The organism is Lysobacterales bacterium (assembly GCA_016721845.1).
Lineage (GTDB): Bacteria > Pseudomonadota > Gammaproteobacteria > Xanthomonadales > Ahniellaceae > JADKHK01.
The window spans coordinates 974,057-990,419 of sequence record JADKHK010000013.1 but is presented as its reverse complement, the minus strand read 5'-3'; the positions used below and the strand labels follow the sequence as shown (position 1 = coordinate 990,419).

At 64.3% G+C, this 16,363-nt stretch carries 16 protein-coding genes; 6 read left to right on the top strand and 10 right to left on the bottom strand.

Annotated elements, in window-relative coordinates; all coding sequences use genetic code 11:
• The first annotated feature begins 32 nt into the window (after positions 1–32).
• Positions 33–1,865 (top strand): sensor domain-containing diguanylate cyclase, encoded by a 1,833-nt coding sequence (locus IPP28_11845; GenBank protein MBL0041706.1) that lies wholly within the window; start codon positions 33–35, stop codon positions 1,863–1,865.
• On the opposite strand, the gene IPP28_11840 is transcribed toward IPP28_11845, so the two are convergent.
• Positions 1,847–2,338: a flavodoxin family protein gene (locus IPP28_11840; GenBank protein MBL0041705.1), complete on the bottom strand. Its 492-nt coding sequence runs from the start codon at positions 2,336–2,338 to the stop codon at positions 1,847–1,849. The genes IPP28_11845 and IPP28_11840 overlap by 19 nt on opposite strands.
• Positions 2,339–2,463: 125 nt before the next feature.
• On the opposite strand from IPP28_11840, the gene IPP28_11835 reads away from it, so the two are divergent.
• Positions 2,464–3,978, top strand: a complete 1,515-nt coding sequence (locus IPP28_11835; GenBank protein ID MBL0041704.1) for a fumarate hydratase — start codon at positions 2,464–2,466, stop codon at positions 3,976–3,978.
• Between the two features lie 16 nt (positions 3,979–3,994).
• Positions 3,995–4,477, top strand: coding sequence for a glutathione peroxidase (locus tag IPP28_11830; protein MBL0041703.1), 483 nt, complete (start codon positions 3,995–3,997; stop codon positions 4,475–4,477).
• A gap of 8 nt (positions 4,478–4,485) precedes the next feature.
• Here IPP28_11830 and IPP28_11825 read toward each other — a convergent pair whose 3' ends face one another.
• The 4 genes from IPP28_11825 to IPP28_11810 are packed head-to-tail and all read right to left on the bottom strand — an operon-like array spanning position 4,486 to position 8,942.
• A complete protein-coding gene (locus tag IPP28_11825; GenBank protein MBL0041702.1) occupies positions 4,486–6,033 on the bottom strand; it encodes a hypothetical protein in 1,548 nt (515 codons plus the stop codon).
• Positions 6,034–6,085: 52 nt separating this feature from the next.
• Positions 6,086–7,399, bottom strand: coding sequence for an amino acid permease (locus IPP28_11820; protein MBL0041701.1), 1,314 nt, complete (start codon positions 7,397–7,399; stop codon positions 6,086–6,088).
• On the bottom strand, positions 7,399–8,475 hold the full coding sequence (locus tag IPP28_11815) for an aromatic ring-hydroxylating dioxygenase subunit alpha (protein ID MBL0041700.1): 1,077 nt from the start codon (positions 8,473–8,475) through the stop codon (positions 7,399–7,401). Before IPP28_11815 ends, IPP28_11820 begins: the two co-directional genes overlap by 1 nt.
• Complete coding sequence (locus IPP28_11810; protein MBL0041699.1) at positions 8,472–8,942, bottom strand: TerB family tellurite resistance protein; 471 nt, start codon at positions 8,940–8,942, stop codon at positions 8,472–8,474. Before IPP28_11810 ends, IPP28_11815 begins: the two co-directional genes overlap by 4 nt.
• A gap of 317 nt (positions 8,943–9,259) precedes the next feature.
• Between IPP28_11810 and IPP28_11805 the strand changes: the two genes are divergently transcribed.
• On the top strand, positions 9,260–9,472 hold the full coding sequence (locus IPP28_11805) for a cold-shock protein (protein ID MBL0041698.1): 213 nt from the start codon (positions 9,260–9,262) through the stop codon (positions 9,470–9,472).
• 133 nt (positions 9,473–9,605) lie between these two features.
• Here the strand turns inward: IPP28_11805 and IPP28_11800 are convergent, their stop codons facing one another.
• The gene (locus IPP28_11800) at positions 9,606–10,649 is read right to left on the bottom strand and encodes a peptidase M35 (protein MBL0041697.1); all 1,044 of its coding nucleotides are present in this window, start codon (positions 10,647–10,649) and stop codon (positions 9,606–9,608) included.
• Between the two features lie 154 nt (positions 10,650–10,803).
• Positions 10,804–13,314 carry a hypothetical protein gene (locus tag IPP28_11795; protein MBL0041696.1) on the bottom strand — a complete coding sequence of 837 codons (2,511 nt, stop codon included), beginning with the start codon at positions 13,312–13,314 and terminating at the stop codon, positions 10,804–10,806.
• A gap of 142 nt (positions 13,315–13,456) precedes the next feature.
• On the opposite strand from IPP28_11795, the gene IPP28_11790 reads away from it, so the two are divergent.
• Complete coding sequence (locus IPP28_11790) at positions 13,457–14,254, top strand: tRNA threonylcarbamoyladenosine dehydratase (GenBank protein MBL0041695.1); 798 nt, start codon at positions 13,457–13,459, stop codon at positions 14,252–14,254.
• On the opposite strand, the gene IPP28_11785 is transcribed toward IPP28_11790, so the two are convergent.
• Together IPP28_11785 and IPP28_11780 are read right to left on the bottom strand one after the other, a co-directional pair.
• Positions 14,233–15,015, bottom strand: coding sequence for a TatD family hydrolase (locus IPP28_11785; GenBank protein MBL0041694.1), 783 nt, complete (start codon positions 15,013–15,015; stop codon positions 14,233–14,235). The genes IPP28_11790 and IPP28_11785 overlap by 22 nt on opposite strands.
• Complete coding sequence (locus IPP28_11780; GenBank protein ID MBL0041693.1) at positions 14,999–15,220, bottom strand: hypothetical protein; 222 nt, start codon at positions 15,218–15,220, stop codon at positions 14,999–15,001. The genes IPP28_11785 and IPP28_11780 overlap by 17 nt, the downstream gene beginning before the upstream one ends.
• Before the next feature lie 50 nt (positions 15,221–15,270).
• On the opposite strand from IPP28_11780, the gene IPP28_11775 reads away from it, so the two are divergent.
• Complete coding sequence (locus tag IPP28_11775; protein ID MBL0041692.1) at positions 15,271–15,978, top strand: hypothetical protein; 708 nt, start codon at positions 15,271–15,273, stop codon at positions 15,976–15,978.
• On the opposite strand, the gene IPP28_11770 is transcribed toward IPP28_11775, so the two are convergent.
• Complete coding sequence (locus IPP28_11770; protein ID MBL0041691.1) at positions 15,913–16,317, bottom strand: hypothetical protein; 405 nt, start codon at positions 16,315–16,317, stop codon at positions 15,913–15,915. The two genes, IPP28_11775 and IPP28_11770, sit on opposite strands and share 66 nt — an antisense overlap.
• Between the last annotated feature and the right edge of the window lie 46 nt (positions 16,318–16,363).

Genomic DNA, 16,363 nt, shown 5'->3' with positions numbered 1-16,363 from the left:
TGCGGTGTCAGATTTCGTGCCTAGAATCGGGCATGCGCTCGAAGAACGGCCGGTTGTGGCTCTACAACCTCGCGCTGGTCGCGATCACCGCGGCGCTTGCGAGCCAGTCCTGGCCCTGGCAGTCGGAATGGCCAAGCGCGCCGGTCGTGGCCGGGTTCATCCTCCTGCAGTTGATCGTGTGGCAATACGGTTTTCCGGTGCCGTCGATGGGCATGACCTCGATGGAGCGCGTGCCGCAGATTGCCGCGATCCTGTTGTTCCCGTTGCCGGTCGCGGCCGCGCTGAATGCCTTGCCCGGGCTGATCTGGCCGTTCATCAACCACCGTTATCGCCAGGGATCCCTGCATTTCGGCCTGCTGCGCGCCATCCACAACGCCTGCATGCTGGCGCTGATCACGCTCGCGGCGGGCTGGGTGTACGTCAAGACGGGCGGCGCCGTGCCCTTGCGCGCGCTGGACGGGCGCGGGGCGCTCGCGATCCTGCTGGCGTCGATCGCGATGCAGCTGGTGAACTCGGCGATGATGGCGCTGTTCTTCCATCTCGATGGTCGCAACGTGCGCCGGCTGCTGACCTGGAGTTATCTGACCACGGACGAATTGTTCGTGCCGCTCGGGGTGCTGGCGGCGCTGATCTATGTGCAAACCGATGCGGTCACGCTGCTGCTGTCGACGCTGTTTCTGGTGCTGACAGCGGTCAGTCTGCATGCGGTCGTCACTGCGCGCCAGCAGGTACAGACCCGCGTGACGGCACTCGATGCCGCTTCTGCGACACGCCAGGCGCTGTCCGGCAGCCGTCGCATCGAGGAGGTCGCAGAACGCCTGTTGTCGCGGATCGCCATGCTCTTCCAGTACCGCATCGCCTTCGTCGCGCTGCATGATGCCGAACGTGGCGAACTGGATGCCGTGCTCGAACTGGTCGATGGCGAGCGCCTGCCGCGACGGCGTTACCCGGTCGCGAAGGGCCTGGCCGGCTATGTCGTTCGCCACCGCCAACCGGTGCTGATCGATCGCTGGGAAACGGCGGCCGAGGAACTGAGGCGTCATGCCGTGATTGCGCCGGACGAGCGTCCCGGTTCGATCCTGATGGTGCCGATCCTGCAAGGCCGGGAGGTGCTGGGCGTGGTGAGCATCCAGCATGCCGAAGCGAATGCCTATTCGGATACCGACAAGAATGCATTGTTGGCGATTGCCGAGGATCTGGCGCCGGTAATCGCCGACGCGCTCACCTTCCAGGAGCTCGACGAGTATCGCGGGCGCCTCGAGGAGCTGGTGGCGGAGCGCACCGCCGCATTGGAGCAGGCGGCGGCCGAACGCGAGCGTCTGCTGGTCGAACTGCGCAGCAAGGGTCGACTGCTTGAACGGCAAAGCCGGGAAGACGCACTGACCGGGCTCGCCAACCGGCGCCATTTCGACGAGCGCATCGCGGCCGAGATCGAGCGCGCGCAGCGCTATCGGCATCCGCTCAGCCTGGCCCTGATCGATCTCGATCATTTCAAGCGCATCAACGACGGCGGTGGCCATGCACTCGGCGATGCCGTGCTCGTGCGCATTGCGGCGATCCTGGTCGAACACTTCCGCGCCAGTGATCTGGTTGCGCGGATCGGTGGCGAGGAGTTCGCGGTCCTGCTCCCGGAAACATCACTCGCCGGTGCGTTGAACAGCGTCGAGCTGCTGCGTGAACGCGTGGTGGGCACCGACTACGCGGATCTGGCCGACTGGCTGCGGGTCAGCTTCAGCGCCGGTGTGTCGGAATGGCAACCCGGTGAACATCGCGATTCATTGATGCGCCGCACCGACGCGGGTCTGTATGTGGCCAAGAACGGCGGACGCAATCGCGTCTGCAGCGATCAGAACAGGCCGAGCTGAAGGCCGTTCGCGACCAGCGCACCGAGTTCACGACAGCGCGCGAGTTCGGATTCGGCGATGTGCTTCGGTGCGAGGATGCGCTCCGGCGTTTGCGCCGCGGTGTTCACGATGAGGGCGTCCGCCACCTTGCGCAGCCGCAAGCCGGTCGCGATGCGCTCGATCTGGCGCACCGCATTCGATCCGTCCGAGCCGGCGCAGACCATGACCGCGTAAGGCCGACCGTTCACGCGATCGAGCAGGTCGTAATAGCTGCGGTCGAAGAAATCCTTGAGTTGCCCGGACAGCATCGCCAGGCATTCCGGCGTCGCGAACACGAAGGCGTCCGCCGCCAGCGCAACGTCCGCAGTCGAATCGATCGCCCGCAACGCGCGCACTCGTACGCCTTCGACGCTGCGCGCCCCCTCGGCCAACGCCTCGACCATCTGCGCCGTGCCGCCGGTCTGAGAATGCCAGACGATCAGCATCGTTTTCATTGGACCTGCACCTGCATGGCGAATTCCTGATGGCGGCCATTGTGACGTTTCGGCGCAGCGTCGGCATGGCTGCATCGCGGCCGCGGGCGTAAAATCGCAGCTTTCCCCAAGCCGAACCGAGTCCCGTGGCCACGATCCAGCAGGAAGACTTCATCCAGTCCGTCGCCGACGCGCTGCAGTACATCAGCTACTACCACCCGGTCGACTACATCGAGAATCTCGCGAAGGCGTATGAACGCGAGGAATCCGCGGCGGCGAAGGATGCGATCGCGCAGATCCTGATCAACTCGCGCATGTGCGCCGAAGGCCATCGGCCGATCTGCCAGGACACCGGCATCGTCACCGTGTTCCTGGAAGTCGGCATGAACGTGCGCTGGAACGCCACGCTGTCGGTCGAGGACATGGTCAACGAGGGCGTGCGCCGCGCCTACAACCATCCGGACAACAAGCTGCGCGCCTCGGTGCTGGCCGATCCTGCGGGCAAGCGCAGCAACACCAAGGACAACACGCCGGCCGTCATCAACGTCAAGATCGTGCCCGGCGACACCGTGGACGTGATCGTCGCCGCGAAGGGCGGCGGTTCCGAAGCCAAGTCGAAGTTCGCGATGCTGAATCCGTCCGACTCCATTGTCGACTGGGTGCTGAAGACAGTGCCGACCATGGGAGCCGGCTGGTGCCCGCCGGGCATGCTCGGCATCGGCATCGGCGGTACCGCCGAAAAGGCGATGCTGCTCGCGAAAGAATCGCTGATGGAGCCGATCGACATCCAGGACCTGATCGCGCGCGGGCCGAGCAATCGCGCCGAAGAGCTGCGCATCGAGTTGTACGAGAAGGTCAATGCACTCGGCATCGGCGCCCAGGGCCTCGGTGGTCTAACCACCGTGCTCGACATCAAGGTCAAGGATTATCCGACGCATGCGGCCAATCTGCCGGTGGCGATGATTCCGAATTGTGCGGCCACGCGACATGCCCACTTCACGCTCGACGGTTCGGGACCGGTGATGCTCGATCCGCCCTCGCTCGATGCCTGGCCGAAGCTCACCTACAGCCCGCAGAACGCGCGCCGAGTGAACCTCGACACGATCACCCGGGAGGAAGTCGCGACCTGGCAGCCGGGCGAGACCATCCTGCTCAACGGCAAGCTGCTGACCGGCCGCGACGCTGCCCACAAGCGCCTGATCGACATGCTGAATCGCGGCGAACCGATGCCGGTCGACTTCCGCAACCGCTTCATCTACTACGTCGGCCCGGTTGATCCGGTGCGCGACGAAGTCGTCGGCCCCGCCGGCCCGACCACGGCCACACGCATGGACAAGTTCACGCGCCAGTTGCTCGAAGCCACCGGCCTGCTCGGCATGGTCGGCAAGTCCGAGCGCGGCCCGACCGCGATCAGTGCGATCAAGGACAACGGCGCGGTCTACCTGATGGCGGTCGGCGGCGCGGCCTATCTGGTGTCGAAGGCGATCAAGGCCTCGAAGGTGCTTGCCTTCGCCGACCTCGGCATGGAGGCGATCTACGAATTCACCGTGCAGGACATGCCGGTCACGGTCGCGGTGGATGCGAAGGGCACCTCGGTGCACGAGACCGGGCCGCGCGAATGGCAGGCGAAGATCGGCAAGATTCCCGTGGTCGTGGCGTAATCAACCGGAGCATCCAATGAGCAGCATCTACGATTTCAGCGCGAAAGATATCGACGGCAAGGACGTGCCGCTGTCGACCTACAAGGGCAAGGCGATGCTGCTGGTGAACGTCGCCTCGAAATGCGGCTTCACCCCGCAATACACCGGACTGGAAGCGATGTATCGCAAGCATCGCGATCAAGGACTGGTGGTGCTCGGCTTTCCCTGCGACCAGTTTGGTCACCAGGAACCGGGCAACGAGGACGAGATCAAGAACTTCTGCTCGCTGACCTACGACGTCAGCTTCCCGATGTTCGCGAAGGTCGACGTGAACGGCGCGAATGCCCATCCGTTGTGGCAATGGCTCAAGTCCGAGAAATCCGGATTCCTCGGCATCGACGCGATCAAGTGGAATTTCAGCAAGTTCCTGGTCGACAAGTCCGGCAACGTCGTCAAGCGATATGCGCCCACCGACACGCCCGAGAAGATCGAGAAGGATCTGGACGCCGTGCTGCGCTGATTGCGGCCTTACTGACTGCCTGCTGCGGCGGCCGCAGCGGCAGTCTGCGATTTCGTCCATACGACTTGCGCCGAGGCCACGGTCGAACGTGGAATTTCCAGCTCCATCCCGGGACGATTCCGCAATGAAACCCGGATGCCCGCCCGGTTGAATGACTTGAGCTCGCCGTCGCGCGTCGAGCGCAAGTGGGTGCGGATGATCACGCGTTCACCGACCATGTAGGCGAGGTCATCGAAGCTCACGTCCTCGATCACCGGCTTGTCGGCCGTCGGTACCTGACCGTCGACGCCGATCAGGGTCGACTCGGCGCTGACGACCATCGTCGGCACCGCGGGATTCGGGGTTTCCATGGCCGCGACGGCGGGTGCCGATTGCATGTCCGCCGGCAGTGAGGCCAGGGTTTGCGCGACGATCTGGCGCATCTGCGGAGCGGACTCGATGTCCTCCGTTTCGGGATACGGCAAGGCAGCGACGACATGCAGCTTGAAGGGGGCGGCGGCCTCGTCGTTCACGCGGAGGTTCGCGTTGAGCATCCACAGCATGTCGGTGGCCGAGAAACTGTAGAGCTTGTCCAGCGCCACCGGATCGATCGGCTTGGCCGACCAGGTCAGGGTATTGCCGCCGGTCGACACGAAACGACGGTACTGCTCGACCGTGGCGGGGTTCGCGAACAGGCCCCAGTTCAGCAGCCGGCGCTGCAGGTAGTCGATGTGCTGCTCGACGAATTGCGCTTCGGTCAGGTGATCGCGTTCGGCACAGTAGGCATTGCGGGCGGCGACGAAACCATCGTCCTGCACCGTCCACTGTTCGTCGCGCAGCTTGGCTTGTTCCCAGTCGATCAGCACCAGGTTGCCCTCGTGGGGCGCCAGCCAATTGGCGTCATAGCGCCAGGCGGAACGGCCGGGCGCATCGAGCGAGACCCGCATCGAAATGGTTTCGCTGCCCGTTGCGTTGAGGTCGAGTTCGAAATTCACGCCGGGACTGCGCAGGTCCATCGTGCCGACCAGTTCGCCCTCCGACCAATACTGGTCCTGTCCGCACCCCTCGCTCTCGAACACCGAGCCGCTGGCGAGGCCATGCACGTGGTCTTCCCACATGTACTGTTGGGCGTAATCCGAGAACACCACGTTTTCGAGTCGGGCGTGGATGCGCGGCATCGCCGGGATGTCTTCCAGCGGCGAACCTTCGTTGGCTTTTTCCGCTGCTCTGGCGGCCCAGCGCGCGGCGCGATTCTTCAGCAAGCTGCTCGATCCGCCGAACGAAAACGCCGATTTGAGCATCCAGCCCCATCCCGGGGTGTCGATCACGAAACGCTCGGCGGTAATGGCGTCGGTGTCCGGATCGCCATCCCAGGGCCAGATGCGAACGTTCTTGGCGCCAATGTCGCCATTCCAGTCGACATAGGTGCTGTCGAAACTGGCCCAGCCCACCAGGTTCAGCGATTGCATGGCATCGGACGCGACGCCGCGCACACGGACATAGGCGAAACCGGCAAGGCCGACAACGACAATGAGCAACTTGGCCCACCACGGCCAACTTTCGAGCGACTTGGACACGAACACTCCCGGAACACGTGATTCGAACGACGTGACAGAAGGTTAATGGATGTCAGTGCGGCGCGACCAGTCCGCGCTTCCGGATGCGCACGTACATCGATACCGGAATACCCGCCGCCAGCAGCACCGCGCCCCAGAACAAGGCCTCGCGGCCCGTGCCTGCCAATGCGAACAGACTGTAACCCAGCGCCAGGCCCGCGATGATCAGGTTCATCGGCGAATGGCTGCGCCAGCGTCGTGATCGAAGCAGGGCACTGGCACTGGCCGCGGCATAGGGCAGGAGCGAGGTCGCGGTCGACAACAGAATCGAGAATTCGAACAGCTTGACGAGGCTGCGACTGTAGTTCGCGACGATCAGCACACTTCCGAGCACGGTGCCGACCAGCAACATGCGTCGCGGCGTGCCATTGCCGTCGCGCAGGCCGAGCGAGCGCGGGAACAACCCGGCCTGGGCAGCCTGTGCTGGCAGTTCACCCATCAGCATGACCCAGCCGTTCAGTGCGCCGTAACTGGCGACCGCTGCAGTGATGGCCAGCAAGACGCCTGCTGGCGCACCGAACAGGTGCGCGGCGGCTTCGGCCATCGGTGCCGGCGACTGCGCGATCTGAGTTCGCGGCAAGACACCGAGCACAACGGTGCAGGCCAGCATGGTCAGAAACCCGGCAATCAAGGTACCGACGACCGTGGCGCGCGCCACGTTCTTTTCGGGATCGCGGATGGAGGCGCTTGCGATCGTCGATGCTTCCAGGCCGAGGAATGCCCACAACGTGATCGCCGCGCCGCCCCAGGCGATCTCGAACAGGTCGCCGCCTTCCGGCAAGAAGGGGTGGTAGTTCGCGGTGTCGACGAAGAACACCGCCACGAACGCGAACAATGCGATCGGCACCAGTTTCAGTACCGTCAGCACGACCTGTGCCCGTGCCGATTCGCGCACGCCGGCGAGGTTGGTCAGCGTGGCGATCCACAGCGCGGCCAACGCGATCGCGGCGGACAGCAGTCGTGACTGCGCGACCGCCGGCACCAATGCGCTGATGCATCCGGCACAGGCGACGGCGAGCGCGGCATTGCCGGCCCAGATGCAGATCCAGTTGCTCCAGGCCACGAAGAACCCCGGCGTGTCGCCGAAGGTCACGCGCGTGTAGGCGAAGCTGCCGCCCGGCAGCGGATCCTCGCGCGCCCATTGCGCATAGACGAGCGCCAGCAGGATGGCGCCGCAGAGGCTGATGCCCCAGCCGAGCAGGCTCGCCGCGCCGTAAGGTGCCAGGTTCGCCGGCAGCAGGAAGACACCCGAGCCGATCATGCTGCCGACGACCAGCGCGACCGCCGACCAGAAACCCATCACGCGCGCAGGCGCTGCGTCCGCCATCAGGACAGGCCCGCGTCGCGATAGGCGTGGCGCAACTGTTCCTGGAAATGGAAGACGGCATTCTCGCGTTTGGGATTGAGTCGGCCGGGCTGATAGCGGCCGCAGGTCAACGCCCGCTGCACGCGCTCGCAGATGTCGGCGTCTTCGGCCTGGACCTCGTCGCTGAAGCGCTGGTCCCGCTCGCGCAAGGCGATCGCTTCCGGCGTCGCACCGGGCGGGTAGAAGAAATCGAAGTCGACCCGGCATTGATCGATGGCGACCGGAATGATGCGATTGGTCTGCAGGCGATCCGGCAGGATGTTCAGCATCAGATTCGGCCAGAGATAGAAATACAACGCGATGCCGTCGCCATAGAAGTTGCCGGCACCTTCCATCGGACTGTATTGCAGTGAATGCCAGCGGTCGGTTTCCGTGATGTAGCTGCGGTAGTCCAGCAGCTTGTTCAACTCCGGATGCACGTGCGGGACGTGGTAGCCCTCGAGGTAATTGTCGGCATACACCTTCCAGTTGCAGGGCACCGGGTACGACACCTTGCGTTCGAACTGGTAGTGCGAGAAATCGCGGTCACCGAGATGTCGTTCGGTCCCGGCCAGCAGTTCCGCGAGGGACATGACCGGATCGAGGGCGGCGAAGACCAGTCCGCGCCAGGTCGCCACGGCAATCGGGGTGAGGCGGATCGTGCCAACCTCGAAGTCGGCGGCGTCCTGCATTTCGGTGGCCGCCTTGAGGACGCCGTCGAGGCCGTAGGTCCAGCCGTGGTAACGACAACGCAGCACCTTCGCGGCGCGGCCGTCGCAGGTGGCGATCGGGCCTGCACGGTGCTTGCAGATATTGATGAAGCCGCGCAGTTCGCCGTCGTTGCCGCGAACGATCAAGACCGGCACGTCGGCGATCTCGGCGATGACATGATCACCTGCACCCGACAATTGCGAGTCGCCGGCGATCAGCTGCCAGCTGCGCGCAAAGATGTGGTCGCGTTCCACCGCGATGACCGACGTATCACTGTAGAAGCGCGCGGCCAGCGCCGTACTGGCCGCCAGTTGCTGCAAAGCCAGGTCGGGACGTCCGCCGGTCATGCAACGGGGCGACGTGCCATCGCGTCGAGGCGCGAATCGAGGATGTCCGGCGTGAAGCCCAGGCCCGCGGTGACTTGCTCCAGGAACTCTTTTTCGCGCGGACGCACGCGGCCATCCGATCCGGCAAGATTCAGCAGCGTTTCGTACAGTCGCCCGACCTCGGGCGAACCGGCCGGATGCACCGACAGGAAACGCTCCAGTTCCACGGCGATATCGATTTGTCGCGCCTTGCCGCGATTCATCGCGTCGACCGCGATCTTGCGCGCCGACAACGACAGGTCCATGTCATCCATCAGGTTGTTCAGGAAGGCCGCTTCGTCGTCGGTCACGATGCTGTCGGCGCGCGCCAGATAGCCGAGCAGGCCGAACACCACCTGCAACGACACCTGCTGGTTCTCGTCGATCTTGCCGCTCGAAAAGATCTCGCGCATCGCCAGTTTCAAGTCCTTCAACAAGCCGCTTGCCATGGAAACCTCCGCTCGGTCGGGAGGCCGATGGTGCGCCGTATCGTCGAATCTGAAAAGGGGGCCGGGCGCGGTGGCCGATGCGGCGCGCGAATGAACCATCTCCAGGGATTTTGGGCCATGCCGCCACAAACCCGAATATTTCTGTTAGGGTGCCCGTGCTGTGTTTGTTCGGGTGTCTTGAAAAAGCATCCCCAGCGGCCGCTTCGCCTAGTCTGATCGATGATCTGCATGACGAATCGCCCTCGGTTTTGGGCATTTCCAGCAAGTCGGTGATCCTTTTGATCGCCTGGTCTAAATAATTGATTGGAGTTTTCGCAATGTCAGCAGATCGTCAGGTTGGTACCGTCAAGTGGTTCAACGAAGCCAAGGGCTTCGGCTTCATCGCCCGCGACAGCGGCCCGGACGTGTTCGTTCATTTTCGCGCCATCCAGGGCACGGGTTTCAAGACCCTGCAGGAAGGCCAGAAGGTCACCTTCAAGGTCGTGCAGGGCCAGAAGGGCCTGCAGGCCGATCAGGTCACGCCGGTCTGATCCCAGCCCCAACGGGTTGAATCAAGAAACACCGGGAGCAATCCCGGTGTTTTTTTTCGTCTGTCAAAAGGACGAAAACAAGAAGCCCGGCCAGTGCCGGGCTTCTTGTTCATTGCTTCGACGCGCACATACATCAATTTTGTGCGGGCGTATTTTCCGAGAAGTACTCGTGGTTGTCGGCGTTGTCGAGCGCATTGTCCGGATTGCTGATCGCAAGACTCTTGGCGCCCGACTGGCCATAGACGTGATCGTCCGTGCCGGCGACGACGTTGAAGTGGCTCATTTCATGGATCAGCGTCCCTGCGCGTGAATCGGTGCCGGTGACCGGAGCCGACCAGAACGCCTTGCAGACATAGATCTTGTAGGGCTGGGTCGGATAAACATAGGCGTAATAGGTCTTCTTGCAGCCACAGTCGACGGTGATCGGCTTGGTCGCGAACGCAGCCTGGATGGCGTCGAAGTGGTTCTTGCCGGTGGTGTAGCGGGTTGCATTCACCGCGCCGAACCACGTGGTGTAGCGCGCCGAGATATTGGTCGCCGAATGCGAGCCAAAATAGGACTTGGCATTGCCCGCATAGCTGTCCGCGGCGTTGAGCGCCGTGACGATCTGCGATTGCTGGGTAGTCGTGCACTTGGTGAAGCTCGGGGTCACGCCGATCGCTTTCACGCCGAGGCCGGCATACGGATCCATGCCGGCGTCCTGGGCCAGGAACTGATCGTTGCCGTCGACCCACATGACGGTCGGCGTGGTGTTCACGCGCTTCGCCTGGCCGACGTTGTCGAACAGGAATTCGTCGTAGCGGACTTCGTACTGGCCGGTCTTCGCGAAGTCGTAGAAAGCGGACAGATCGAGTTCAACCGAGCGCGATTCACCCGGGCGCAGGGTCATGTAGTCGCGAGCGGCGGGTTCGCCGCGCTTGATCATGCGGCCGGTATAGGCGACCTTTTCGCCGCCGACGTTGATCGAGAACAGGTTGGCGTCGACGCCGAAGAACGGGGTCTGCCACTTCAGGATGCGTACCGCCTTGTCGGTCGGATTGCTCATCGTGAAACGGACCGAACCCAAGTAGTCGCCCGCGGCCTTGTCCATGACCGGCGCCATGTCCACGCGCAGCGACGAAGGACCATTCGCGGCCACTGCCTGACCGACGGCAGCGGCAAGCAAGCTCGTACCCAGCGCAATCGCACTCAGATGCTTCATTCTCGAATCCCCTGTTTGGTGTTGGATCACCGACTCACTCGGTGCCAGCCGAAACTACGGTGCGAGATCACATCCTGACAAGTGTTTTCGATGCTGCGCCGCCGCAGTACGGATGCGCATCGCCGATCACTCAATTCGAGCCGAACAACTGTGTCAGTGCGGCATCGATCCGCGCGTCGAAGTCGGCACGGTCGGGGCTGCCACTGCCGGCAAGCGCCAGCCATTCGCGCCAAAGGGAGGTGCTTTCATCGCCCGCCTTGAAGGCCGCACCGCCGCCGAGCTTGTCGGCCAGGCGCGCCATCTGGTGGGCTCGGCGATGTTCGCGCCAAGCGTCCGGAGACGGCAGGCCCGCTGCAAATTCGGCACGGATCGCGAGGTCGGCGATGGCGGCCTGATCGGCGAGCGCATCACGCAATGCCGCGCGGCGATCTGCATTGCTGCAGGCGGAACGAGCGGCATCGAAGCGTGCCGTGAGTTCAGCGCCCAAGCCCTGCTCGCGCAACGCCGAAAGCGCCGTTTCCGTATCGGCAAGATCGGACTCGGCGACGATGCGTTGCTCGATCACGGCCAGTTGTGCCGATTGCTCGCGCAGTCGCAGACGTTGTGCGCGCACGTGATCCGCACGCAACGCAGCGATGCGACGTTCAATCTTCGCCATCGCGCGATCGAACGAAAGATCATCGTCGCGACTGCGGCCTTCGATGCCCTGAAAGCGCTGGCGCAAGTCGTTGGCCTGATGGCGCAGCGCATCTGCAACGAGTTCAGCTTCAGCGAGCGCGTCGAGCTCTGCCAATACCTGCACCACCGCTTGCTGCTGTGCATTGCGCTCGTCGCGTACGCGCTGGCCTTCGTCGCGCTCGCGTTCGAACACCGGGTCGATCAGGGCGCGCAATTCGTTCCATAGCGCGTCTTCGGTCTTGCGCTGTCCGCGTGGCAGCGACTTCCACTGCGGCATCACCGACTTGGCAATATTCACCTGTTCGCGGGCATCGGCATTCGCGAGTTGGCGGCGCACTTGCGCGATGAGCTTCTGTTTGGCCTCGGCAGCACCGCTGTTGAAAGCCTCGATACGCGCATGCACTGCATCGGCGAGACGCTTGCGACGCAGCCCGGCGTCACGCCGATCACTGCCGACCAAATCGGCGATCTGCGCGCCGGCCTCGTTGAACTTGCTGCGCCATTCCAACAATTGTTGCAGCGGCAATTCGGTATCGGCCAAGGCCGCTTCGGCAGCATCGAGGAATTCGGCGACGGCACGGCCCTTCTCGCTGCGCAATTCCTTGCGCTTCTCGAGATACGGGCGAGCCGGTGCCACCGATTGATGGATCAGCGCACGGAAGCGGCGCGTCAAACCATCGTTGGCATCGGTTGCGCCGTCACTAGTCAGCAGACGGTCCCATTCGCCCTGCAGTTCGCGGACCCGCGTGATCAACGCATCCGGATGCAGCCCGCTGCCGATCAAGGCTTCGGCGGCCTCGCACAGGCGCTTCTTCTGGTCGCGGGACGACCACTGCTGCCAGTGTTCGAGCTTGGCGTACTGGGCATCGAGGTCGGCATAGCGCCGAGCCTCGTCCCAATGCGACTTCGGCCACTCGGTCTCGATCTGCTGCAGAACCGCGCGTGCGGCGCGCGCATCGGCGAACTTGCCGGCGTCCAATGCGGCGGCGTAGTGCTGGATCGCCGCATGCGTGCGTTCGCGCCACTGGCGGCGCTGGGCCTGCTCGGCCTCATGCGCCGCCGCCGCAGCGGCTTTCGCGGTGGCGATGGCGGGATCGGGCACTGCGGTCACGAGGGTCGCGGGGGTGGCTTCGGCCTCATCGATCACGGGTGCCGGAATGACCGGCGCCGGCGGCAGTTCGGGCTTCGGCGGCGGGTTCAGCATGTGCTGCAAGGTGTCGACCAGACCACGATAGCGCCGCGCGATCGCCGCTTCGGGCGGGATCGACAACCGCGCCCAGTCGGATTCGATCTGCGCCAATCGCTCGGCTGCATCCAGGCCACGGGTACGCAGCAGTGCATCCAGTTGCACGCAGATGTCGCTCGCCCGAGCCTCGATCGCGGCCGTGTCTCCGGCTGCCAGCAGGGCCGCCTGCAGTCGTTCGCGGGCGAGTCGAGACAATTGCTTGTCGGTCTTGCGGGCCCGTTCGGCGATGCGTTCGAGTTGCGCCGCGTCGTCGATGCGATCCAGCAAGCTCAGACGCAGCCGCGCATCCGGATCCTTGACACACCGGTCGGCCAAGAAGGGCACGCGGCGAATGCGTTCCAGTGCGCACGAGCGCAGATCGGCTTCGGTCGCCTCCGTTGCGATCAGCTCCAGCAGCGTGTTGTTTTCCGTCACCCGCACAATTCGAATTCGCGATTCCAGCGTGACTTTCGGATCGAGCAGCAGGTGACGCAGGCGCGCACCGGCGGCATCACGCACGTCGGGCGACAGGTCGAGACGGGCCCGGTCACCCAGTAGGGACAGGTCGTCGATCCGCTTGACAGCCGCGAGGCGGACCTTGGCATCGGCATCATGACGGGCGATGTCGGGCAGGCGTTCGATCAGAACGCCATCAACCACGGTCGCGACGGCGCGCGCGCGCTTGTCGGCATCGGCACTTTCCCAGGCCGGGCGGGAGAACATCGAGAACAGTTTCATCGGGGCATCCTTGGCGGGTCTGCGGTCGCGCTGAGCAGACGCATTCGTGCTCCAAGCCTAGCGTCGCCGTCGTCACTGGGCCAGCGCATCGTGCCGGAACCCGCTGCCGCTATGCTGCGCGCCCCGAAACCGCCCCGACTCCATGGACCACGTCTCCCGATTTGCCGGCATCGACCGCCTCTACGGCCGTGGCGCCGTTGCACGATTGCAGAATCAGCATGTTGCCGTCATCGGTGTCGGCGGCGTCGGCTCTTGGGTTGCGGAAGCCTTGGCGCGCAGCGGCGTCGGCAGGTTGACGCTGTTCGATGCCGACGAGATCTGCGTATCGAACACCAACCGGCAGTTGCACGCGCTTGAGGGCGAGTTCGGCAAGCTCAAGGTCGAGTCCCTGCGCGATCGGTTGCAGAAGATTTCACCGCAACTGAAGATCCAGGCCGAAGCTGCTTTCGTGACGCCATCGACGTTGGCAGAACAACTCGGCCGCGGCTACGACCTGGTGCTGGACTGCTGCGATGCCTTCCGCGTCAAGGTCGAGATGATCGCGTTCTGTCGTCGTCGCAAGATCCCCATGATCGTCTCGGGCTCGGCCGGTGGGCGCATCGATTCGACCAAGATCATCGTGCGCGACCTGTCCAAGACCGAACATGACGCCATGCTCGCATTGATCAGCAAGAAGCTGCGCGACGAGTTCAATTTTCCGCGCGGTCCCAAACGGTACTTCGGCGTGCAGGCGGTGTATTCGCTGGAAAACGTGCGCTATCCGCAAGCAGATGGCACGGTCTGCGGCCTGCGTCCGGAAGTGGGCGATGCCGGAAAGCTCGACTGCGGTGGCGGGTTGGGTGCGGCGATGCACGTGACGGCCGGTTTCGCGATGGCCATGGTCGGGCGCGCGCTGGATCGGCTGCTCGCGGAAAAACCTCAGGCAGCGACGTCGGCCTGATCGAGCCGGAAAAGGCGGATCGCATTGCTGCTGGTCGCCGCCGCGATCGTGGCCACGTCGACCCCGCGCAGCCGCGCAATCACCTCGGCCACCTCGACGATCGTCGCGGGCTCGTTGCGCGCGCCGCGGGCGCTGGCGTTGGGCTGGTCCGGTGCATCGGATTCGAGCAGCAGATGCTCGATCGGCATGGTCGCAACAAGGCCGCGCAGTCGCTGTGCACGATCGTAGGTCACCGGACCGCCGATGCCGAGATGGAATCCGAGCTGGAACAGCTGTCGCGCTTGTTCGGCACTGCCGCTGAAGCTGTGCACGACGCCGCGCAGTCCACCGATGCGGCGCAGACGCAGGATCACCTCGTCGACTGCACGCCGCGCGTGCAGGATCAGCGGCAAATCGAATTCGCGCGCCAGCCGCAGTTGCGCATCGAACAACAGGCGCTGGCGTTCCGGATCGAGGCCGTCGACGAAGAAATCGAGGCCGCATTCGCCCACGGCGACCGCACCCTCGCGCAGGATCGTGGCGCGCACCCTGGCCACATCGGCATCGCCATGCTGGTCGAGGTACATCGGGTGCAGGCCATAGGCGGCGAACAGATCGCGCCGGCCTCGACATAGATCCGCCAGCGAAGCAAACGTCGATGCGGCGACCGCCGGGATGATTTGAGCGACCACGCCGGTCGCTGCGGCACGGGCGATCACCGCGTCGCGGTCGCCGTCGAACTCCGTTGCATCGAGATGGCAATGGCTATCGATCAGGCGCATGCGGCAGCGGCGGCGGCGCATTCGCGATCGGTTCGCGGCGGCGCTTCCATGCGGAGAACAGCAGGGTCATGGCGCCGAGCAGTAGTTCGTCGACGAACGGGATCAGGTCGGGAATCAGCAGATCAGTGACGAACATCGTCGCCGTGACCAGGAACAGGGTGCGGAATCGCAGTTGTGCAAGAAACGAGAGGATGAAAGCCGGCATGCGGGACTCCACGACTAGGCGGACGCGACGGAATATCGCATGCTCCGGCCATGCGCAGTCTGAAGATGCTCGTGGCGTTCGTGGCGATGGTGGCGGTGACCGATGCCAGCACGCAGACCCGCGTCTACCGTTGTCAGGACGCGAACGGGCAATGGGTATTCCAGGGCCGCGAATGCAGGGATGGATTGAGGTCGCCGGATGCACCCGAGTCCGGTCCGCTGCGCAGCCTGCCGTCGCAGCGCGATGCACCCGTGCCGATGCGCTGCGAGAGCCCGCCGCAGCGTTTCGCATTCGCCGATCCGGCCTTCGACGGCGCGGAGCTCAGCCTCGTGCTGAGTCGCGATGACGGCGGCTATCAGATCGTGCTCAATATCGGTGGCGTCATCGAACGCGAGGATGGTCCGGTGCCGGCTCAATTCAGCGAACGCCTCGGTGCCCAGGGGCTTCGTTTCGATGAGGGCGAACTGATTGCCCCGGATTTTCGTCGTGGCGACAAGCAGCTCGGTTATGGCTACGCCCGTTCGGCGATGCTGCTCGGTCGCGCCGCGACATCGCTGAGTATCGATGCCGAGGCCGAACCGCGCGGTTATGCACAATCGATGTTGTCGGCGCCGATCGCGGCGAGTGTGCTGCCGGCGTTGCGATCCGATCTGCTGCGCTGCCACTTGCTGCGCGAGCGCGCGCGCAAGGCCTCAGAGGCGGACCGCGAACAACAGCCCGGCGAGTCCGGCGGCAATGCCGAGACACAGCACCAATAGCGAATAACCGCGCAGTTGCGCTGCCACCATCAGGGCCGGTTCGCCGACACAAGGGTCGGACACGCCATCCGGCAATGCAGCCAGGCCCTCGGGCGGATAGCGACGTTGTTGCTCGGTCTGGGCGGCGAGTTCGTCCAGACGTCGCGCCAGCAGGAAGGACACCACGAAGGCAATTCCCGACGTCGCCAGCAGGATCCAGCGCAGTTGCGCGAAGAAGGCGGGCAGGTCCTGTTCGGCACCGGCGCCCAGTTTCGCGATGTAGGCGGCCGCACCGGCAAGCAGAGCACCCGCCAGAACGACGGTCATCAGGGTCGGAACATCGAGCTTGGCCTTGGCCATCGGTGCGATCTCGCTGACGTGACCGCCGGAGTATCGCAGAATGCAG